This is a genomic window from Deinococcus betulae (assembly GCF_020166395.1).
Classification (GTDB): Bacteria; Deinococcota; Deinococci; order Deinococcales; family Deinococcaceae; genus Deinococcus; species Deinococcus betulae.
On record NZ_JAIQXU010000007.1, the window covers coordinates 119,577 to 140,339 of the forward strand.

Annotated in this window: 19 protein-coding genes; 4 read left to right on the top strand and 15 right to left on the bottom strand. The window is 63.6% G+C overall.

Going from position 1 to position 20,763, the window contains the following annotated elements; genetic code table 11:
• Window positions 1-148 precede the first annotated feature (148 nt).
• The gene (locus tag K7W42_RS07660) at window positions 149-1,450 is read left to right on the top strand and encodes a tyrosine-type recombinase/integrase (protein WP_224573610.1); all 1,302 of its coding nucleotides are present in this window, start codon (window positions 149-151) and stop codon (window positions 1,448-1,450) included.
• Between the two features lie 382 nt (window positions 1,451-1,832).
• On the opposite strand, the gene K7W42_RS07665 is transcribed toward K7W42_RS07660, so the two are convergent.
• Both K7W42_RS07665 and K7W42_RS07670 read right to left on the bottom strand, forming a co-directional pair.
• Window positions 1,833-2,468: an excalibur calcium-binding domain-containing protein gene (locus K7W42_RS07665; RefSeq protein WP_224573611.1), complete on the bottom strand. Its 636-nt coding sequence runs from the start codon at window positions 2,466-2,468 to the stop codon at window positions 1,833-1,835.
• A 127-nt stretch (window positions 2,469-2,595) separates the two neighbouring features.
• The gene (locus K7W42_RS07670) at window positions 2,596-2,802 is read right to left on the bottom strand and encodes a helix-turn-helix domain-containing protein (protein WP_224573612.1); all 207 of its coding nucleotides are present in this window, start codon (window positions 2,800-2,802) and stop codon (window positions 2,596-2,598) included.
• Between the two features lie 139 nt (window positions 2,803-2,941).
• On the opposite strand from K7W42_RS07670, the gene K7W42_RS07675 reads away from it, so the two are divergent.
• From K7W42_RS07675 to K7W42_RS07685, 3 genes are read left to right on the top strand one after another with little or no spacing between them, the layout of a single operon-like run.
• Window positions 2,942-3,382, top strand: a complete 441-nt coding sequence (locus tag K7W42_RS07675) for a hypothetical protein (protein WP_224573613.1) — start codon at window positions 2,942-2,944, stop codon at window positions 3,380-3,382.
• Entirely contained in the window at window positions 3,379-3,750 is a 372-nt protein-coding gene (locus tag K7W42_RS07680) for a hypothetical protein (protein ID WP_224573614.1), read from the top strand. The genes K7W42_RS07675 and K7W42_RS07680 overlap by 4 nt, the downstream gene beginning before the upstream one ends.
• A complete protein-coding gene (locus tag K7W42_RS07685) occupies window positions 3,747-4,637 on the top strand; it encodes a DUF3560 domain-containing protein (protein ID WP_224573615.1) in 891 nt (296 codons plus the stop codon). Before K7W42_RS07680 ends, K7W42_RS07685 begins: the two co-directional genes overlap by 4 nt.
• 68 nt (window positions 4,638-4,705) lie before the next feature.
• Here K7W42_RS07685 and K7W42_RS07690 read toward each other — a convergent pair whose 3' ends face one another.
• From K7W42_RS07690 to K7W42_RS07750, 13 genes are all read right to left on the bottom strand, one after another.
• A complete protein-coding gene (locus K7W42_RS07690; RefSeq protein ID WP_224573617.1) occupies window positions 4,706-5,413 on the bottom strand; it encodes a hypothetical protein in 708 nt (235 codons plus the stop codon).
• A 21-nt stretch (window positions 5,414-5,434) separates the two neighbouring features.
• Window positions 5,435-5,866 carry a hypothetical protein gene (locus K7W42_RS07695; RefSeq protein WP_224573619.1) on the bottom strand — a complete coding sequence of 144 codons (432 nt, stop codon included), beginning with the start codon at window positions 5,864-5,866 and terminating at the stop codon, window positions 5,435-5,437.
• A gap of 365 nt (window positions 5,867-6,231) precedes the next feature.
• Window positions 6,232-6,594 (bottom strand): hypothetical protein, encoded by a 363-nt coding sequence (locus K7W42_RS07700; protein ID WP_224573620.1) that lies wholly within the window; start codon window positions 6,592-6,594, stop codon window positions 6,232-6,234.
• On the bottom strand, window positions 6,591-6,926 hold the full coding sequence (locus tag K7W42_RS07705) for a hypothetical protein (RefSeq protein WP_224573621.1): 336 nt from the start codon (window positions 6,924-6,926) through the stop codon (window positions 6,591-6,593). Before K7W42_RS07705 ends, K7W42_RS07700 begins: the two co-directional genes overlap by 4 nt.
• A gap of 86 nt (window positions 6,927-7,012) precedes the next feature.
• Window positions 7,013-7,822 (bottom strand): glycoside hydrolase family 19 protein, encoded by an 810-nt coding sequence (locus K7W42_RS07710; RefSeq protein ID WP_224573622.1) that lies wholly within the window; start codon window positions 7,820-7,822, stop codon window positions 7,013-7,015.
• Entirely contained in the window at window positions 7,819-8,148 is a 330-nt protein-coding gene (locus tag K7W42_RS07715; RefSeq protein WP_224573623.1) for a hypothetical protein, read from the bottom strand. Before K7W42_RS07715 ends, K7W42_RS07710 begins: the two co-directional genes overlap by 4 nt.
• The gene (locus tag K7W42_RS07720) at window positions 8,145-8,501 is read right to left on the bottom strand and encodes a hypothetical protein (RefSeq protein ID WP_224573624.1); all 357 of its coding nucleotides are present in this window, start codon (window positions 8,499-8,501) and stop codon (window positions 8,145-8,147) included. The genes K7W42_RS07715 and K7W42_RS07720 overlap by 4 nt, the downstream gene beginning before the upstream one ends.
• Window positions 8,476-8,673, bottom strand: coding sequence for a hypothetical protein (locus K7W42_RS07725; RefSeq protein WP_224573625.1), 198 nt, complete (start codon window positions 8,671-8,673; stop codon window positions 8,476-8,478). The genes K7W42_RS07720 and K7W42_RS07725 overlap by 26 nt, the downstream gene beginning before the upstream one ends.
• Before the next feature lie 130 nt (window positions 8,674-8,803).
• Complete coding sequence (locus K7W42_RS07730) at window positions 8,804-11,389, bottom strand: SGNH/GDSL hydrolase family protein (RefSeq protein ID WP_224573626.1); 2,586 nt, start codon at window positions 11,387-11,389, stop codon at window positions 8,804-8,806.
• Complete coding sequence (locus K7W42_RS07735; protein ID WP_224573627.1) at window positions 11,380-11,913, bottom strand: hypothetical protein; 534 nt, start codon at window positions 11,911-11,913, stop codon at window positions 11,380-11,382. The genes K7W42_RS07730 and K7W42_RS07735 overlap by 10 nt, the downstream gene beginning before the upstream one ends.
• Before the next feature lie 8 nt (window positions 11,914-11,921).
• Window positions 11,922-13,655, bottom strand: a complete 1,734-nt coding sequence (locus K7W42_RS07740; RefSeq protein ID WP_224573628.1) for a hypothetical protein — start codon at window positions 13,653-13,655, stop codon at window positions 11,922-11,924.
• A 67-nt stretch (window positions 13,656-13,722) separates the two neighbouring features.
• The gene (locus tag K7W42_RS07745) at window positions 13,723-14,217 is read right to left on the bottom strand and encodes a hypothetical protein (protein WP_224573630.1); all 495 of its coding nucleotides are present in this window, start codon (window positions 14,215-14,217) and stop codon (window positions 13,723-13,725) included.
• An 80-nt stretch (window positions 14,218-14,297) separates the two neighbouring features.
• On the bottom strand, window positions 14,298-20,729 hold the full coding sequence (locus K7W42_RS07750) for a phage tail tape measure protein (RefSeq protein WP_224573632.1): 6,432 nt from the start codon (window positions 20,727-20,729) through the stop codon (window positions 14,298-14,300).
• Window positions 20,730-20,763: the final 34 nt, after the last annotated feature.

The window sequence follows — 20,763 nt, forward strand, 5'->3', positions numbered from 1 at the left end:
GTTATAGAATCTAGACAACTGTTATTATTTATATATCTATACCCCCGGAAACCCCCGAAACCTACTTGCCTACGCCTACCCCCCCCAGCGCGGCCCTACCTGGGCGCTGTGCTGGAGGCGTCCCTGCGGGGCTGGGGTACGGTGAGGCATGACAGAGAACGGGGGCAAGCGGGCAAAGCGGGGGCAGGGTGAGGGTAGCTTTACCGCGTTACCAGATGGGCGCGTGCGCTGGCGGGTCATGGTGACAACGGACGCGGGTGAGCGGCGGCATTTCAGCGGCACCGCTAAGAACCTCACAGCAGCCCGCGCCGAGGTGCGTGAGGCCCGGAAGTTCAAGGAATACGGCGATCTGCCCCCCCGTGAAGTGCTCACCGTCGAGCAACTCATCACGGAATACATAGACGCTCGCGAGCGGTCAGGGGCGATCAAGGGGCGCAGCGTGAAGGATTATCACTATTCACTGCGCCACTACATCGCGCCCAGCCTGGGGCCGCTTAAGGCCCAGGGCGTGAACGCTCAGCGGCTCAAGGATTTTTACGCAGGGCTCGCGTCCAACGGCGAGCGCACACGGGGCAAGATTCATGCCTTGATAAGGGCCGCGTACCGCTGGGGGATGCGTGAGGGGCGGGTCATGGCTGACCCCACGGTGAGGGGACGCCCTGAGCGCATGAGCACGCGGGGCCCCGCTCGACCTGAGGCGTTCACGCCAGATGAGGCGGTGAAGTTCTATGAAGCGGCCCGCACTGACCGGTGGGGCTGGCCGCTCGCGTTCATGCTGGCAACTGGACTGCGCCCAGGTGAGGCCCTTGCGCTGACCTGGGCTGACGTGACGTTCAGACCGGACGGCTCAGCGGTGGTGAAGGTGGGGCGCACCCGTAGCGCGGTGGGCGGGAAAGTCTATGAGGACACGCCGAAAACACACGCGGGCACCCGTACCGTGACCGTGACCGGCAGCGCCGTGCAGGTGCTCAGAGATTCTGAGGCCCAGCAGGAACGCGAGCGCGGGGCACGGCTCAGAGACAGTGGGCGGTCCTACACCGTCACCCCTTACGTGTTCACCTCGCGGGCGGGCACGCCCTGGCACCCAGACAACCTCAGGCGGCCTATGGGGAAACTGTGCGCGGCTGCTGGGGTCACGGCCCTCTCACCGCACAAGCTCCGGCATTCCTACGCTTCACTCATGGCCGCGCGGGGGGTGCCTGTCGAGGTGCTCAGCTCGCAACTGGGGCACAGCAGCGCGAGCGTCACCCGTGACGTGTACCGCCATGTGTATGACGTTGAGCGCGAGGGCCTCACGTTTGACCCAGTGCCCCCAGCCTCGCGCGAGGTAAAGCGGGTGACGGTGAAAGCGAAGCGGATGAAGTCGCGTGCCGCCGAGGTCGAGCCCGCCCAGGACACACCCAGCGCGGCCCATGAAGCTCGAGCGGTGAAGGAAAGGGGGAGAGCGTAGGCGGCGGGGCCAGTTTGTAAGGCGTTTGCAAATGGCCCTAGGGAGAGCACGTCAGACGGTCAGCCGCAAATGCAAAAACCCCGCCTAGCGCGGGGTTTTATTCTTGGTGGGACGTGTAGGACTTGAACCTACAACCCGCTGATTAAAAGATGCGCCTGGACGCCATTTCTGCCGCTTTCTGCGTGTTCCTGGGATCTCCTGCTTAATCCTGCCTTTTCAGGTTTTTTGATGTCCTGCATGGCGCCAATTTCCTAAGACGTTCTGAAAAATTCTGAGGCGGCCGAAGTGTACTGGGGTGTGATTGGGGTACATCACACCCCCAGGCAGCTAAGCCAGCCTGTTTACCAGGGGAAGACGGCCACTCGGTATTAGGGTTTCGGCTTCACCAGACCAGAATGTCGTCTGAACCGATGACAACGTAGTTTTTACATTCTGCTCCGAAGAAGTTGGCGCCTACTTCAGTAATGGCGCAGCCCAATTTCTCAACAAGGCGCACGGGCACGTAAAGTTTGCCGGCGTGCAGGATGGGCGCGGCATTGAGGGTGGCAGTCTGCTGGTCAACACGCACGGCCGTGTTCCCCAACTCCAACTGCGCCGCATGGCCGCTGAATTGCAGGGTGTACTTCTTCCCGTCTGCCGTCAGAACAGCTCCACTGGTCTTCAGGTCACGCGCTGCGAAGTACGCCACGCCAGCCACTGCCTGAGCGGGGCGCGGTGGGCCGCCGGCCGAGTTTCTAGGCATGGTACTGGTGCTGAACGACACGCCACCGGCTGACGATGTGGATGATCCGCCCTCGCCGGCCTCACAGGCAATGCCGTCGCCATCACGGTCAAGGCCGGAACTGTAGCTGGCGCTGCCGCGTGGAATGTTCGAGAAGCCAGAACTGCGGGCCTCGGCGCAGCTGCCAAACGTCAGAGACACTGGCGTGTAGGTGCTGTAACCACCGCTGCCTCCGCCCCGGATGTAAGGACGCACGTATGTGCCGTCACTCCGGGTATACCCGCTGACCCGAGTCACGGCGTCAGCCGTAGCTGCGAGCGTGGCCCCAACGGTCAGGAAGGCAAGAAAACGAAGGGAGAGTGTTCGTCCTGAGACTGACATGCGCCGAGCGTGCCACGGTCCTGCTGACGAAATTCACACAGGCTCAGAATTTGCGCTGTACCACAAGCTCCAGCCCCATCAGTTCAAGCATTGGCCCCAGCCATTCAGGGGGAATGCGTTTGTCGCCAGCAAGCACCTGAGCCACGGTTGGCGGTTTGATTTCCAGCTTGCGGGCTAGCTGCGCGGCGAACCCTCGCGGCTGCTGCGCAGCATGGCCTCTGAGAATAGTTTCAAGTTCTGGCCAGGTCATGCATGCATCATATGTTAGCCGTGTGGCTATTGACAATAGGTAGCTCAGGGGCTACTATTTAGCCATCAGAGAAGGGCGCCGACTCCCCGCTAAGAAAGACGCGCCCTCCCCTGAAATCCCCCAAGTCAAGAGGACTAAAATGCAAGATACCACCACCAAACCCCGCGCCTTGACCCGCACCTGGGAGGCTGTTGTGACCTACCGCGAATGCAGCGTTGTGACCGGCCACCAGACGTTCGTGGTCACCCTGACCCGCGTGGCCGGCGTCATCGAGGCCACCATCAACGGCGCCGCCGCCGCTGTCCGCGACGCCTTGAACATCCTGCGCGGCGCCCTGGTGACCAAGCTCGACGAGGTGCTGGAGCCTGCCCCCATCGGCAAGCCCCAGGCCGCCAACCTGCACCGCCGCATGGGCCGCGCCGGCCTGCGCAACGCGGAGCATTACGAGCTGGCGAGCGCTGCGCTGGAGCGCCCCGTCCACAGCTTCGCCGGCCTGACCGCGCAGGAAGCCGCGACCGTGCTGGGCTTCTTCACCGACGCCTTCCCCGATATGGCGGCCGTGGCCCTGGTGGCCGCATGAAGGCCAGCTACTACCGGGCGCGCGCACTGGCCGTGGACAAGCTCGGCCCCGACGCTGACGACGTGCTGGCCAAACTCGACGCGGCCGGCCTGATGGTCGTGTTCCGCCGCGAGGTGGCGGCCGCGAGTCTGGCTGACGCCGAGGTGCTGGAGAACGTGACGCTGCGCGCGCCCGCCACCTGGGCGGCGCCGGAGCAGGTGGCGGTGATCACGGCCGGCGGCGAGGTCCTGAACCTGTACGTGCACGAGGACGCCGCCGGGCAGGTGGGGGAGGCCGTGCAGCTTCAGACCGTGATGGGCCACGGGGTGGACGTGACCATTGACCGCGAGGCTGAGGTGCTTCTGCGCGCCGTGGCGGTGGATCGGTGACCTCGCCGGTCACCAACGGGACCGCCTGCTACAACCTCGATAACGACCGCCTGTACTGGACGCCTGCTGAGCGTCTGGGGCCGGTGGACTATGCCGAGGCGCGGAAGGCGGGCTTCAGCTGGTGGGGCGGCAGCGCGGCCTTCGTGGCCGTGTGGACGCCCGACCGCGAGGACCACCTGCTGCGGCACGTCGCGGAGATCACACACGAGGCAGACCCCGATGACCCGCAGGCCCGCGTGCTCCGATTTGCCGGATACGCCGCCGCCGCCGTGGGTCGTTCGAACGAACGGGTGGCGGCGGCGATGCAGGGCCTGCCACCGATGGGTGAGCCCGTGAAATACGGCCATCACTCAGCCAAGCGGCACCTGCGGGCCCTTGAGCGCAGCGACCAGAACATGCGCGCCGCCGTGGAGGAGGGCCGGAAAGCGGAGTACTGGAAGGACCGCGCCCAGGGCACCGAGCGGCGGGCCCGGCAGCAGTCAGACCCCGATGTGGTGCGCCGCCGGATTGCCGAACTGGAGAAGCGGCGGCGGCAGCAGGACCGCACCCTGGCGCGCGAGGGGCTGAGCGAGGCGGGCCGCAACTGGGCCACGCGCTGGCACGAGCACCTGACGCTGCGCATCGCGTTCGAGGAAGGGCGCTTGGCCGACCTGGCGCCCGCCCCCTTCGCGCCGCTGACCAGCTACAAGAAGGGCGACGTGGTGGCCCACCAGCGCTGGGGCAAGTGCCAGGTCCTGAACGTCGGCCGGGTGAACCTGAAGCTGGCCCAGCTGGAGGGCGCCACGAAGGGCTGGACGTGGAGCGCGCCGCCCTACGAGGTGCAGCCCTGGCTGCCCTCAGGGAGTGATTATCCACAGCCCTCCCTCCCGCCTGTGGATAAGTCGTGAATCGCCCCCCAGAGTGGTCCGGGGGGCGATTCACGACTTGAGCAATGTCTCAGGCTCACGTGCTGGGGTTAGACAGCAGACTCTTCAGCAGCTGGTTCAGCCTCAGGCAGGTTGCGAATGCTGACTTCGTCTTCAGCTTCCCGAGAAGTGATATGGCGCACCAACGTAGAAAAGATTCTCCACCCCACCTCTGTGAGGGAGTATCTACGGTGGGCCAAGAGGAGCGCATTGCTCTCGATTTGGTGGGGCCTGGTGAGATCTACGAGGTTGCCCAGCACCAATGCGGGGTCCTGATCATCGAAGCGCGGTAAGAACATGTACATGGAAGAGGTGAATTTCAGCACGCTGTTAAGCATGTGGCTAATCTGCTTTCGTTCCTCTTCCGTAGTTGGTTTTCGTACCGGCGTAATGGGGTAGATGACAGCGTATTCGCGTCGCCCAGGAACCAAGTCGCACGTTGACGTCCCGACGGCATAAAGTGCCCCGGAACCATCGAATCGAACTCCCATGAAGTATGCCGCCTCAGTGTGAACAATGTCGCCCTGCAGAACGACAAAAGGTTCTTCCAGCTTGCAGACTCCCGTGGCGCAGCAATGATCGTGCATGATGGGGGGCTTGATCAGGGCCCCCTCTGCGATCATGACCTCTTGGACAGAGGCTGTCTTCCTGTGTGCGGACGCGAAGGCCTGAAGCTTTTCCACCGCCTCCCGGGAATGAGCGAGAGGGTGGAGATCGCGTAAGAGGTCTTCGAGAGTCGGCTTCACTGCTTGCGTCATGGGAACCCCAAAAGGCGTCAATTATTTGGAAAAATCGAAAGAGTCGTCTTCGTCTTCACTGAATTGGTCATGTGGCACACGGTCAAGACGAATAGCTTCAGGCGCTTTGCGTCGGGGGAGTGCTGGTGAACTCGCCATCTGCTCAATGGCAATCGCCAACAACTCGCGAGTGTTCTCTGTATCGTTTTCTTTCCAAACGATAGCTGCGCGGATGAGGAGCTCAACTCCGTCACTGACTCGGTGGACGTCAGCGGCTAAGCCTTGCAACTCCTGGAAATCGTCTTCTCGTAGAATTCGATACTGCTGACGCTTCAGGACGAGCGTCCCAACAACGCCTTTGCTCAGTTGACTGAGCTGCTGGGCTGCGCCTACGCGCAGATCCTCAAAGCGCTGCCAAAAGGGACCTGCGCGCAGAATGCCGTCCTGAATTGGTCGGACTGCTGTCAAGGTCATGGTGTCTCCCTACATCTGCCTTTTAACCCGTAGGCCTCGCCGCCTCTCTACTGGTCTAGGGTATGGACGACGAGTGCAGATGTAGTCTCACACTACATGACGCGTCCAACAAATTGATCACTAATTTGTTGGAAATCTAGCCTTCATCCTCATGAAATGGCGTATAGCCACTCCGGAGGAAGCGAGTATTTTTCTCGCCTGCGAGAGTGTTTATCCGCTTTGGTCAACTGAAGCGCTGGCCGGAATGTGGGGACAGATTCAACAATTGGTTGATCATCCTATTGATTTTCGTCAACGAAAAAAGGCCCCCCGCCCACGCCCAGAGGCGCAAGCAGGGGGAAAACGGCGCAAGTCGTCCGATAGGGTTAAGGGCCGTCTGCGGCCAGCTCGAAGACCGCGCCGCCCGGCCGCGCATAGTCCGCCTCGACCACCAACGCGCCACGCACCGGCAGCACGTAGGCTCGCCCGGCGGGCAGTGGCCCGACATCGCACACCAGCTGCGCTTTCACAGCCCGGCAGCTCGGGTCGTTCACGGCCAGGTTTACGCCGGAGAGGGTCAGCGTCGTAGCAGTGGTGGCCAGCGTGCCCGCCTCAAAGCGCACAATCTTGAATCCGTCGCCCTGGGTCAGGCTCAGCTTGGCCGCCCCTGGGTCAGCGGCGGCGGGTCCCGTCAAGGATGGCGCACAGGCCGCCAGCGCCACGGTCAGGCCCAGCAGCAGGCACTTCACTGCACGCCGCCCTTCAGCAGTGAGGTGTCGTCGGTGACCGGTTCCCTGGCTACGTCGCTCACGATGTCGCCAATCTGCCCCCAGGCCCAGCGCAACGCCTTGCGCGCATGGTCTCGCACGATCTCATCGTCGAACTTGGTGGCATTCAGACCGGGCACGCCGGCCGTCGCCGTGGCATAGGCGCCCACGATGTAGGCCAGGGCCTGATTCTCTTTATCTGTGACCTTGCTGCCGTGCTGCTGCCAAGCCTCGGCGGCGCGCCGCTCGATCTCTGGAATGGCGCGCAGAGCAAGGAGCTTCATCTGAAGTTCCAGCTGCTTCAGGTTGAACATGGTGCCCTCCAATGGGCGCGGCCCCTGCACGGAGGCAAGGGCCGGTGAATGGGGCGAATTGTCAGGCGCTCAGGAGCGCGGCGGGCCTAGCTCTTGAGCCGTTCCAGCACGATCTCCCCGTTCTGCCGGTGCCACAGGCGCACGCCCTCATAGGTGTGCGGCCCACTGCCACGCGGGTACACCGTGCGTAGCTGCTCGATTAGCCCCTCCGAGAGGGCGGTTCCGCCGTAGACCGCCGGCTTCCCGTCCCAAGGCTCAGGGTCCCCGCCCCCCTTCGGCACCAGCAACACTTGCGGGCGGGTGCCAAGTGCTGCCCAAGCGGTCCTGAACTTGGCCTCTCGCTCGGCTAGGTGATTCGGCACCCCGTCCTTGTTCAGGCCATTCACGCCCCGGCTGATGGCGAAAACCGTCTGATCATCCGGCCCATCATTCGCAATCTCCAGCAGCGTGCGGCCCTTGAGCGTTCGGCGGGCGAAGTACCGCGCAGCCACCAGTGCCCCAATGTCCGGCCGCTCCACCAGTTCCGGCTGCGCTTCCAGGGGCAGGCCAAGCTCGGCACCAGCCGCCCGGTAGTTCCCCCGCCCGGTCAGCTGGATCGGGCCCCGTCCCATGTAGCGTTTGCCGTCGCCAACCTGGGTGTTGCCGAGTTCGCGTGAGAGCTGGGTGCCACTGGCCGGGTCATACCGCAGCTGCTGCGCCGTCGGGCCCCAGATCTCTTTTACCCACCGCAGGCTGCCGCTCTCGTGCATGAACTGCGCCAGGATATGCGCCTGCTGCAACGGTGTACGAATCCCAAACCGCGCGAAGGCGGCGTCGAGGGCGTCGGCCCAGGTCTCGGCCACGCTTGCGGGCATGCCGGCGTAACCCAGACTGCGAATCAAGGCAGGTGTGATCATGCGTTCTCCAGTCGCGCCACCTGAGCGCGTAGTGTGGTGTTCTCGCGGTGCAGCCGCACCAGCCGAATCGTCATCCCGATGACCGCCACCAGCAGGGCCACCCCCAACAGCACCATCCGCACCTGATCCCCCGTCGGATACTGGCGCCCGGCACGCGCCGCCAGAATCGCCGCATGCGGCCACAGCCACAGAGCCAGGTAGTAGGCCAGGGCCAGCAGACTGGGCGTCCAGCGCGTCACGGGGTGGCGCCGAAAACGCCAGCAGGCCCCGCAGGCCACCCCCAGGGCAATGGCCACCAGGACCAACCCCAACACGCCCCAGTTCACTTGCGCCACCGCACTTGTGGCCCCAGCTGCCCTTTGGCCAGCATCAGCAAGATGGTGTTCAGCGTCCACATCCAGAGCGCAATGAAGACCGTGCGCAACACGCTCTCTGGTGTGGCCTCACTCTGTCCCCCTTTAATGGCCACGAGGATGCTGGGCACGTCGAGGGCCAGCATGCCGAGATAGCCCAGGGCAAAGATGACCAGCATGGCGCCGCGCTCAATCCAGCGGGGCTTCGGCGCGATGAGCTGGACCAGCAGCATCACCGCGTTAAACGTGGTGCCGCTCAAGCCACTGACCAGCGCCAGGAGCGCCAGGGCCGCGAGAAGGTCAAGGGCTGTTACGGCCATCATCATCACCACCGTCCTTTTTGCCTCGGGAGGCCAGGGCAGCGATCAAGCCGCCCAGAATGGTGCTCATCCCGGTGAGAATCTTTTCGTCGAGTTGTCCGGTCACGGCGTAACGCCCCAGGACGAGGAGCAGGCCGAAACCGACGATGCCCGTCAACAGCCACAGCGGGTCTTTCATAGCGCTCCTGTGAGATGTAGCCGCATAGGCCTCCAGTACCAGCAGACAGGGCACCACCCCCGTGCTGGCGGCCGGGGGCGGGATAGGGTGAATGAAATCAGGGTGTCAGGCAGACGGTATCTGCGACTGCTCAGGACAGCGAAATACCGCGCGCCGCCATCAGCTCCTGGAGTGCGACATAGCGCCCCGACTCACCTGATGGGTTGGCCACCCCTGGTTCATACTCCATGTAGGCCACGTCTCCAATGAACCCAAGGACCTCGGACGGGGCATCAATGCTGCCGATGCGCAACTGCGTGTTGCTCGGTTTGTACCCAGTGACCTCTGCAATGACTTCCACGCCGTTCACGTACAGGCGGGTCTGTGTGGCCGACACCATGACGGTCAACACCACCCACTGCCCCAGCGTGATGGTCGGTCCGAGGCGCCGCAGCCAGCCACCCTCAGCGCCTGCAGGGTCACTGGCGGTCCACAGCTCCCAGACATCGCCGCTGCCCGCGTACATGTTCCAGCCCCGGCGGGTGCTACTCGACGCCCCCTCCTCGCGGTTGTCCACGAGCGTTCTGAAGGTGCCTGCGCCGCCAGTCGCTCTCGCAACGATGCGGCACGTAAACACGTCATCATCAAACGTCCCCGGTGCCTCAACAAACGCCCGGCCCCCGCCATCCAGAGCCAGCCCCGTACTGGTGTAGGCCGCTGTGCCCCCCAGGGTCACATCATCCTGCGGCTGCGTGAGGGGGTAGCTCTCTCGGCTCACCACGTTGGCGGTGGCGTTGACGAGACGTGTTTGCCAGTAGTCCGCCAGCAGGCTCTGCCCCGCCGCGTTGGGGTGGTACCCCGTGGCCGCATCCATGTAGGTCGCAGCCGATGCGCGGAACCAGGGGGTCAGATCACGACCCACATCCAGCAGCACGAGGCGCTCGGCATAGCCATCGTGTTGCAGAAGCGCAACGACATCCCGGATGGCCTGCCGGTATTGTTCCAGCGTGTGCCCAGCGCTGTTTTTGGTGTCACCCACCTCGCTGATCGCGCCATTTGTCGGTGCCCGGTAGATCGGGGTCATAGCGTAAAGCACGCTGTTTGGTGCACCGTCGAGGAGGGCCGTCAGGGTCGCGCGGACTGCCCCGTAAAACGTGGCCGTCGAGGTGCTGAGCAACGTGCCCAGCGGTACACCCGAGTTAAAGTCGTTCGTCCCGCCTGCCAGGAGAATATGCCCCGCTGGGATGCTCAGCAGGGCGGCGGTGCGGTTCACCATCGGGCTGATCCCCGCACTACCAGCGGCCACGGTACTGCCGCTGACGCCGTGGTTTGCCCAGGGCCAGTTCAACCTGCCAGCCAAACGCGCCGTGAACGCCGCCGCCGCGCCGCCACTCGCGCCCAAATCCCACTGGCCCGCCGCAATGCTGTCACCGAGCACATCCAGGGTGTGGGCCGGCGCTGCATCTGCGGCGCCGAGGTCTACGTGACTCAAGGGCAGTGTGCCCCTCAAAAAGCCCGAGATATCTGACCGGATCCGCATGGCATAGCAGTGATTCAGGTCGGTGGCGGTGTACGACGTGAGGAACTGGCGGTCATGGGTCCGCGTGTATTGAGTCAGGACCACGCCATTGTTCGGTTGAGTCGTGTTATTTCGCCCGATGTTCACTGCGCCCGATCCGCCTGAGCGCGAGAAGTAGACCTCGAAACGATGTTCAGTCCCCATGGGAACGGCCAGGGGCGCGAGAAGTAGAAATTCTGCCCAGCCCAACGCACCCAGCGCAGCAGAACCAGTAGCCACCACCTGACCACTGCCATCCCCACGGGCCGCGCCCTCGTCCCGGATGGTGATGGTCCCTGTGCCGCCGCTTGAACCGATGTAGAGACTCAGAGCCTCGACAACGGCGGCCTCGGCGCTTTGGAAGCTCCCGAGATACAGCATGCCACTGCCCGACACTTCCTCAATGTCGGTGTAGGGCAGTTCGCTCAGGCCCGCGAGGGCGAGATCGAGAGCACCAAACCCATTGGTCACGGTGCGGGTTTCCGGGTCATAGGTGACCGTGGCGGGCTCGTGAGCGCGGAACGTGATGCCGCTACGGTCTGTGCCGCTCATGTCGCCCGTGACGTACTGGGCCGCAATCTGCGCCTGAGGCGTGCCCGTGACGGTCTGGGCCGTCCCCGAAAAGTGCCGAACGTCGCCGGTCACGGCCAGTCCAGTCCAGGTGTGGCCTGCGCTGAGCTGGATGCTGGTCAGGTAGCCCCCATAGGTGGTGCCGTCGAGACCGTTCCCGAGAGCCCCAACGTGCAAGTCGTAATCATGATTGGCCAGGAGCACCGCCCCAGCGGGCATCGTGGTTCGGAGATTGTTGCCATCAGTAACCGCAGCGGCCCCGTATGAGGGGTAGGTGCTGTCCAGAGCGAGCAGAGCGATGGCGACTCGACCGTATCTACTGGCATTCTCAATGATGATTTCCGTCAGTGGGATGTTGACGCTGGGCCGGATGCGCTGACCCACGTCGGCAGGGCCGGTCAAAGTCAGGCGGTTGGTCACCGGGCCGCTGCGGGTGACCTCGGTGGGGGGTGGGGTGTCGCCGTCCGCGGGGCCGACGACGCGGTAGGGCGTGCCGTCCTGGCCCGTGACGTGCAGCGCGGCTGTGCCGTCCGACAGCCGAATGAAATACATCGTGCCGGGTTCAGGTGTGCCGGGTAGGGCGTCCAGTTGCGTGGCTTTTATGTCCATAGGCTCCCCCACTGCGGTGCGCCGCCGCCTGTACCGATGGGCGGCAGGTTGAGATCTCCGGCCAGCGGCGCGGGATGCGGGTCATGTCCCTCTGCGGCCCAGAGCGGCCCAGCCAGCAGGTAGGTCACGGTAAAGGTCCGGGTGAGGCCCTCGCCAAACGGTTCCTGAGATTCGGTCGGTTCCAGGATGGTCAGGGCGCTGATGCCTTCCCAGTAAGCCGTAGCCAGCAATGCCAGGGCGTGCCACTGGTTCGCCAGGGCGGCCACGGTCTCTGCGCTACTGGCTTCCACCTGAAAGGTCAGCTGCACCGTGACCGGCTTGGCAGTCCGGCTGCCACTGGCCCACGTTCGGCCGCGCGCGGTCTGCCGCAGCGTGACGTTCAGCGGCGTGGTGATGGCGCCGCGCGTGACTGTCAGCGCCCCGCCGCTGAGCGGATACGTCACGCCCCCCGACGTCATGGCGGGGGGCAAGGCTTGGCTGGGGTGTGCGGAGGGCAGGATCGCCGGCAATCGGGTGATGTTCATAGATCTCCTTAGGTGCTGGCGCGTACCGCGTCTGTCGTGGCGTCCTGATCGCGCGTGGAGATAGCGGCCGTGAAACTCAGCGCCTCCGCCTCGTCTCGCTGCCCACACTTGACCTCCGTGTACAGCTCACCATCGTCAGCGGTGTCGTAGACCAGCAGTTCAATAGGCAGCTCTCTCGTCTCCAAGACCGCGCCCAGCGGGTCACGCAGGGTCAGCACCGCCTTCGCCGCCGGGCTGTAGTTCCAGCCGGGCAAGCGGGCGACCACCGGGTTCAGGGTGGGTGTGCGGGCCAGGGGCGTAGCACTAGCGGCCATCAGCGTGGGACTGGCCCGGATCAGCGTACCGGCGCTCAGTTTCACAGAGTCAGCTGAGTCGTTCGGCCGCACGAGGAAGCTGGCCGTCCGGGTCTTGAAGTAGGTGCCCCCCGTGGTCCAGGCGCCAGCTAGACGGGCCTGCGAGGTATCACCCATCAGGGCCAGGCCTGCAGCTGTCGGCGGGCCCTCGCTCGCCACGCTGGCCAGCCGCGCGCCATTGTTCGGCGCCAGGTTGCCGTCCGTCGCGCTGACCAGCAGGCCAGAGACTGTACCCCCTTCCGTCTTCACTTCCCAGCCGTCTGGGAGCGGCGCGGTGTCGGGGAAGGTCAGCAGGACACTGTAATAGCTCACCACGATGTCCGGCGGGGGCGTGAGGGTCAGGCTGGTGCCACTATCCCCATCCCAGAGCGCACCAGATGGCCCATTGACGCCTACCGTGGTGTTCGGTGGGTTCGGTGCCCCCTGCCGCACGAAGCCCGTGGCATAGACCTCGACGGTACTGGCCACCAAGCGCTCAAACAGGGCGGGGTCAGCGGGCAGGGGCAAGCCGCGCCAGGCCTCGCCGTAACTGTGAGGGGCCACGTTCAGCGCGTGGGTCAATGGCGCGCGGGCATCGCGGTAGGGCACGGTGCCGGCACCGTTCGCAAAGTTCTCCACGCCCGTCGTCAGCACGGTCTGCGCGAAGGTGACTCGGACATCCGTGACCAGCAGGGTGCTGTCGGTATCGAGGCCGTCAATCTCGACACCCTCAGTGGCCTCGTCAATGGTCAGCGTGCCAGTCGGATACCCGAACACGGGCCGCAGATCAGGGTTCACGCCCCAGTCCGGATTCACGTCCTTGGCCTGCGTGCTGCCGTCTGGGTTCAGGTAGGTGCGGGTTTGGCGTGACCGGCCGCGCAGGCGCTCCTCGATCAGCTTGCTGACCTTCCAGAAATTCGACTGGAGTGCCGCGCTCGTGATGCTCAGGTTCGGGATCGTGCTGGTGGTAGGCGCCTGCAGCGTGCTGCCCAGCTGGCCAGAGGCAATCAGGTCGGTGAACAGCTGCCGCACTTGGGCACCCAGATCGGCCTCAGCCAGCAGGGTGCGGGCTTCCACTTCAGTCAGTCGCCGGATTTTCAGCCCCTGCAGCTTGTAGCGGCCCACCTCGCTGCGCGCGCTGCCCGTGATGACCGCTGTGCCGGCGTACTTGTTCAGCCACGTGCCGCTGCCGGTAGGCCGGTACTGGACCTGCACCGTGTCACGCGGGCCGATGCCGAGCGTGGCCGGATCGCCTTCAAAGGTCGCCTCCCGGCAGTCCCCCAGTGGCCCAACTTCCATGCGGCGCGGGCCGCCCACGAGGTACAGGGGCGTGCCCATAGGCGGGTCCAACTCGCGGACGTGTTTTTCGGTGCCGTCCGGGGACAGCACGCGGATTCGGTAGTCTTCCATGCTTCACCTCCAAGAGGAATTGAAAAACCGCCCACGGTGGGGCGGTTGGTAATTGTGAGGCGCACCTTTAGTCGTGTCTGTCCTGTGCTTTGAGTTCTCGCTCAAAGTTTGCCTGGATCAATCTGAAGCTTGCCGCGCGCGACGGTTGGGCCGCCGCCTCTTGAGCGCGCGCCTTCCGATTCCATTTCCGAACTGTGAGGGGCTGAATCACTCCCCAATAAGCAATCAGTACCCCTGGGATTGCCCCAAGTGCCAGGCCAAGATTTCCCTCGCTAAGGAACGGGCCGTCCGTCTCACTTGAAGAAGTGCTCGCATCTCTGAAGCCAAGAGACCAAGTGATCTCAGCGATCTCGTCATGAAGGCTTGGGATGAACTGAAAGAACTGACTGGCCACCAGATTGCTGAGGATCAGGAAGATGGGACACAGTGGGATAAACAGTGCCCAGGCCAAGCATGAGGCCCGTTCGCTTCGCGCTGTCAGGACGATCCAGTAAAACAGCAGCAGCGTCAGAAGAGAAAAGACAATGACACCATAGGCAAAACCGGCGATTCCTTCAGTCATAGTGGCGTCTCATCGCGACTCCAGTTGGTTATACCAGCGCAACCGTCAGGGGGGTGTCCTGGGATGAGGAAAAGGTCACTTCAGACGAGCGTCCCTGTGGTGCTGCGGTAGCCCCCGGCGCCCTGTTCCTGCTGCACCGTGACCCGAAAGCCGGCCTTGGCCGCGTCCCGGATGATGGTGGCCCCTTCCAGCAGCACGCCCGCCGCGTCTTTGATGCCCCGCACGCCTTCCAGCAGCGGGGTAGCCAGCGCGAACTGAATGGGTTCAGGCAGCGTGCTCAGCCCGGTGGTGTCCACGCCTCGGGTATCCAGATTGCCCAGGTTGCTGCCGTAGCCAGGCATCCCAGGAGCCATGCTGGCAAAGGTCTGCGTCACGGCCGCGAACTCACCTCGGATCGCCGCCGCCTCGTCGCTGGTATCGCCACCACGCGCTGCCTCATCGGCAAAGTCTTCAATCAGGTCTTTCAGCCGGCTCTTCTTAATCACCGCCTCCATCGCGGTCTTGACGATGAACGTATTCAGGGTCTTGTCCATCGCTTCCTGCACCCCGCTGAAATCGGCCTTCAGGAAGGCGTCCATCAAACTGTCGGTGAGGGCTGACCCGATGCTCTGCCCCAGGTCCGCGAAAATCTCAGCGGCCTGAACTTTCATCTTCGTGGCCTCGGCAGACAGCACCTGAGGCGTCCCACCGAATGCGCCCCACAGGAAGCGCTGAATGCCGTTGCTGTTGGAGAGCTTCTCAGCGTTGACAGCGTTTCGGCGCAGCTCTTCCGCGTAGGGGTTGCCGAAGATGCCACCGGACATCCCAGCGCCGCGCGCGCTTTCTTTGCCGACCTCAGCCATGTTCTGCTTCCAAGCTTTAAGGCCTGAATTCAGGTTCTCGACGGTCTGGATGATGTTGCTCACCCATTCCACCGTGGTGGCGGCCATCCCTACGAAATCGCCGGTCATGAACTGAGTGAAGGCCTTCACGCCCAGGGTGGCGTTGTTGAACATGCCGTCTAAGAAGGTGCCGGCGTCGGTCCCCGCGAACAACTTGCTGAAGGCCCCGCCGATTTGACCGATCTGGCCAGCGGCTTTATCTAGTCCAGCGCTGGTTTCCACCTCTTTACTCAACTCGCGCCACTTGGCAATCAGCCGGTCAATTTCAGCCGCTGCCTCTGGCATGGTCTTCTTCAGCTGTTCCAGAGATTCGATCTGGGAGGCATAAGGCTTTTTCGTCTGTCCCATTGCCTCGGCCAATTCATCCTGAGCATTTTTCAACGTCTGGACGTTGGCCACCTGAGTGTCAATGCCGTCTAGGACATTGCCAATAGCTTCTTTGAGTGTGGGATCAGTCACCCGGTCTCGCAGGGCCATTAGGGCAGGCACGAACTTGTCCTTAAGGGTGGTGGCATAGGTGCTGCTGCGAGTGTCCAGCTTGCCGATTTCCTCTCCAATGACCCCCAGGTCTTTCCAGCCCGCATCAGTGCTTTCCCGGTCCAGGCGAACGCTTAGCGCGTCACTCAGCGTCTTCTTCAAAGTCTGCCACTCGGCGCCGTCACCTATTTTGGTTTGCATGGACTTCAGCAGGGCCACTGGCACCGCGCTGAAATCCTCAGGAGTAATGGCATTCAGCTTCTCCAGGAAAGCGGTGCGCCCGGCTTCCCCCAGTCCGCTGAACTTGTCCCCGAACCATTCATTCCCCGCGCCGCCCAGGAAATTCAGCATCATGCCGGGGCCGAGCTGGCTGTAGCGGTTGACTGTATCGAGGTCGCGGTCCTCAATCGCGCGCGTTCCCACGTCGGCATCACGTGCCGTCTGGTCTGCGATGCGCTCAGCCTCTTCGCGGTAGTAAGCCAGAATGTTCAGGCTTTCCTGGGCGGCACGTTCCAGGTCAGCCTGCATTTGGGTGAACACGTCAGCGTAGACACGTTGAATGCTGGCCGCTGCCGCCGGATTGATGGTTAGCAGTTCCTCAATTGAGCGCACCCCGTAGCCCTTCAGGGCGGCAGCCAGGCCCTCGGCCCCCACCCCATAGGACATCCGCGTGCCGTAGTCCATGACAGCGTCGGTGTTGCCGTACTTCCGGGTATCGCGCTCCTGCTGCTCATCAAAGTCCAGCAGCCAGGCAGCCTCTGGGGCCTGAGCCAGATCGTTAATTACGTCCAGCAGCGTTTGTACCTGCTCGGCAGTGAGGCGGCCCGCAACTCCAAAGTCCTGAATGACCTGCATGAAACCGGCGATAGCGCGGGGGTCTTCCATCTCGTGCTTGAGCCCCATCAGCCGGTCATAGAGGGTCAGGAATGTCTTTTCAGCAGGAATAAGCGTCTGAGCAACCTGGGCCAGTTCGCGTCCGCCGAGTTGCGTCAGGTCAAGACTGTCCAGCGCTTCATTCCCTGCAGCAATGCCTTCCTCCAAAGCCTGTCGCATGGCTTCATCCAGAGCCAAGCCTTCCTCCAAGCCCTCCGTAATGGCCGCCCCCATCGCGCCCCCAGCCTCAATACTTTGCTGCGTGATATCTGCCGCGATCTTGTTCTGGGCAGTCTTCAGGGCATTCTCGGCGGCGCGTATCGCGTTGTCATAGGTTTTCCCACTGTTGTCCAGCTTCAATTCACGGGCTGCGGCATTCAGGTTCTTGTCGTTCCTGATTCCTGTATCCCGTTCCTGACGCTCTTTCTCCGCGATGGCCCTCCGAGCGTCATAGGTCAGCTGGGCATAGCGCAGTTCCACTTGCGCGACCTTCTGAGCATTTTCCCCAGCCTCGCGCAGGTCACGGGTACGGTCCTCTTCTAGACGCCCCAGTTCCAGGCTGGCTGCCTCAACTCGGCCCTGGGCCAAGGCCTCACGAATCTTGGCAGCACGCTGCTCGGCTTCCTTCTGTTTCTGCTGGGCTTCACGGTCAGTGGCGTCCCGATCACGCTTGGCCTGCTCACTGGCCCGCTTCTGGTCTGCCTCGGCTTGCTGCTGAGCCTGGCGCTGCCTGGCCGTCAGCTGGAGCGCCAGTTGATAGCTGGCCTGACGGGCTTTGTCCTCGCCGGCCCACTGGCGCATAGCGGCGTCTACTTGCAGGCCGCGCCGCCCCGTCAGGTCGCTCTCGGCCTTGGCCGCCTCACGGGCCAACTCCAGGGCGCGTGCCTGGTTCTTGTTCCAGTCGGCCAAGGTGAGGCTGTAGTCTTTGAGGTCTTTCTCCTCTGCCTTCGGGAGACTTGTGGATGGCTTGGGTATGATCACGCCCCCCGCCGCTGTTACGGGCTTGAAGGTCATCTTGAACGGGTCTTGTTCCACCCCTCGGGCGCTGTAGCCCATGATGTGGACGTGAGCATTTGAGGGCCCCAGATCCTTATGCGCCAAGCTGCCCGTTTGCCCGACGTAGCCCAGCAAAGAGCCCTGCTTGACCAGCAACTTGCCGCCAGCTTTCTCAATGGCCGCTTCCAGGCCCGGCGCGTACTTGTCGAGGTGTCCCAGCAGCAGCTTCTGACCCTGCGCATCAATCATCTCAATGATGTGACCTGTGGTCTCAGACCAACGTTTCGTGACGTATCCCGCCCAGGGCGCCACCATCTCAGTGCCCACCGGCGCAAAGATGTCCTCGCCGTTGTGGCGCTGATTGCCAAAATACGTGCCGTTGTACGGCGTGCCACGTCCCCGGCCAGCCAGCCCCATGAGTCCTACGGTGGCGAGGCCAGACACATCGTCCCCCACCCGGGTCTGCCCGGGTAACAGAGGCCCTTCACCTCTGAGGGGCGTGTTCGCCATGTTGCCAGCGGGCTTGCCCAGAGCCTGTGCGCCTTTCTCCACGGCGTCTGTGTAGAGCTTCAGGTACTTGGCATAGTTCGCCAGAATCGCCTCAATCTGATTGAGATAATTCTTCGCCCCACCTTCCATCAGGCCGCTGGCCACCAGCTGTTCACGCAGGTCAATCGCCGCCTGGCGCTGCTGGAGCTGGCCCAGCGTGGCAAACACGCCCTGCACCGGTAACGCCGCAGCGGCCGTGGCCACAGTGCTGGCTTCCTTGATGGCTTGGCCCGCACCGAAGATCAGTTTGTAGGCCATCGTGGTGGCGTCGTCTTTGGCCCAGTCGATCTTGAGGGTCGCCTTGATTTCCTTCGGCGTAGACGCTTCGTTCAGCTTGGTCTGAAGGTCGCCCAGCTTTTCGAGCAGCGGCGTGACGCCTTCTTGCAGGAACTTGGTGAACGACTTCAGCAGAGTGCCATTGAAGAGGATCTGCACCCGCTCCCAGGCGGCATGGAACTGCTTGACGTTCTCCGTGGCCGTGCCTTTGAGCTTCTGGACATCGCGGGACAGCTCACCTGTGCTGTTGCGGACTTTGTCCAGAATGCCGCCCGTATCGCCCAAGCCGCCCTTGAGTAGACCGATGGCCGCGTTCAGGCCGCCCACGTCGCCAATCAGGGTGCTCAGCGCCTCACTGTTCTCGCCCACCCCGCGCCCCATCTGATCCATGAACTGCACCAGCCCCATGGTTTTCAAGGCCGTGGCACTGAATTCGATCCCCAGTTCTTTCGCCTTGTCCTTGGCTTCCTTGGTCGGCTTCTGGATGGCGGTCAACACGCCTCGCAGGTAATCCAGGGCCGTGCCGGTCGGCAGACCCCGGCTGGTGAGCAGGGCCGTGGCCGCCAGTAGCTCTTCCATGGGGACGTTCAGTTCTTTGGCCTGACCGGCCACCGAGCCGATGCTCTGGGCAGCTTCGGCCAGGGTAATCTTGCCGGCCTTGATGCTGGCCCACAGCATGTCGCTGACGCGGGCCGCGTCGCTGGCACTCATGCCGTAGGCGTTGAGCAGGCTCGTGAGCACATCGGCCCCCACCTTCACCTCAGCGCGGGCCACCTTAGAGAGATCGGCTGCCGTGCGCAGGAAGCTCAGGGCGGCTTCCTCACTCTCAGTCCCACGGACAGACGCACCCTGCACTTCATCCAAACCTTCCTTCAGTTCTCGGAAGGAACGGCTGGTATCAACGGTCATCTTCAGCAGGGCATTCCCCATGCGCCCCAGTTCGCTGGGGAGCTTGTCTGTCAGCAAGCTGATTTCCGCCATCTGGGCTTCAAACTCGGCGGCGCGCTGCGTGCCGGTGACGATGGCGAAGGCCAGCGCCCCTACAGCCGCTGTCGTGGCGGCGAACGCGATGGCATTGCGCGCCTCCGCAACCGCTGTGGCGCGGGCGGCAGGGTCTGCTTCGCGGTGGGCATCACGCAGACTCTGAACGTGCTCAGCGGCCTGCTCGACGGCGCCGCCCATGCCCTCGGCGGCAATCTCCATGCCTGCGGCGCCCAGTTCCGCAGCCGCTGCTGCTTCAGGCAGGCTATTCAGCGCGTCAACGGCTTCCTTCGTGTCCGCTGCGGCGCCTGCCATGCCACTGACCTGTCCACCGAAACCGCCACCCGTTGAACTGAACAGACCCAAGCCTGTTCCTGGGCCAATGCCGAAGTCAGCGGACAGGTTGACGCTCTGGAGGCCACGCTGAGCCTGTTGACCCAGCAGCCGGCCCGCATACAGGGCCTCGTCGCCTTTTGACCGCACGCCGTCCACAAACCCGTCTGCGGCCCAGCTACCCACTCGGCGCAAGACCCGGCTGGGGCTGTGGATATCAAGCGCCTCTTTGACGCCCCTCTCCAGAGCTTCGCCCGTCTCGCGTCCTTCCTTCTTCACCTCGTCCTGACGGATACGCAGACCTTCACTCAGGCCGTCACTAGCCGCGCGGCCCACGTCGGCGCCAGCGTCCCGCATCTCAGTCTGAGCGGCACGGTATTGCTGGTAAATCATGCCCAGCTGCTCGGCCAGTTGTCCGAAGGGGCCCAGGTTCCCGAGAGCCGACAACACGCCCTGATGCACGCCAGCAGAGAAGCTGCCAGGCGTATTTTGTCCACTCGCCTGGTCCATCGTCCGTTGGGCAGCGGCGGCCACCTGGGTCAGCCGGCGATAGGCATCAGAGGTTTTGTCCACGGCCTGCGCCTGGATGAGCGCCTGGCTGTGGATGCGGCGCTGAGCCTCGATGATCTCGTCATCACTCAGCTGCCGGGCCTGCCAGAGGTTGCGGTACGCGCGGGTCTGCTGGTCAAGAGCATTGACGCTGGCCATGGAACGCTGCTTCTCGTCACGGGCCGCCTGGGTGGCCAGCTGCGCCGTCAGCCGCAGCTGGGCCTGCTGTTCCCGGATGCGCGCGGTGCGTTCCGCCGCAGCGGCGGCCTCCGCTCTCCCTGCCGCTGTCTGGGCACGGTGGGCCGCGATCACCGTCGCATTCTGTTCCTGCAAGGCGCGCATGCTGGCCTGGTACTGGGCGCCCAGCAGCCGGGCGTTCTGGGTCTGCTGGGCCGTCTGCTGCCGGTTCAGGTCACCCACCTGGGCCAGGTCACGCTTGACACGGTCTAGGGAGTTCAGGGACTCGCGGGCGTCCACGATGATCTTGACGCCGGTTTCGCGCTCCACGAACTGCCGGTACTTGGCCAGCTGCGTGTGCACGTCACCCAGGTCGAGAACGGGCGTGAGGACCAGATCACCAAGAGAGGTCTGGGTCATAAGGGTGCCTCCGAAGGGGAATGAAAAACCGCCC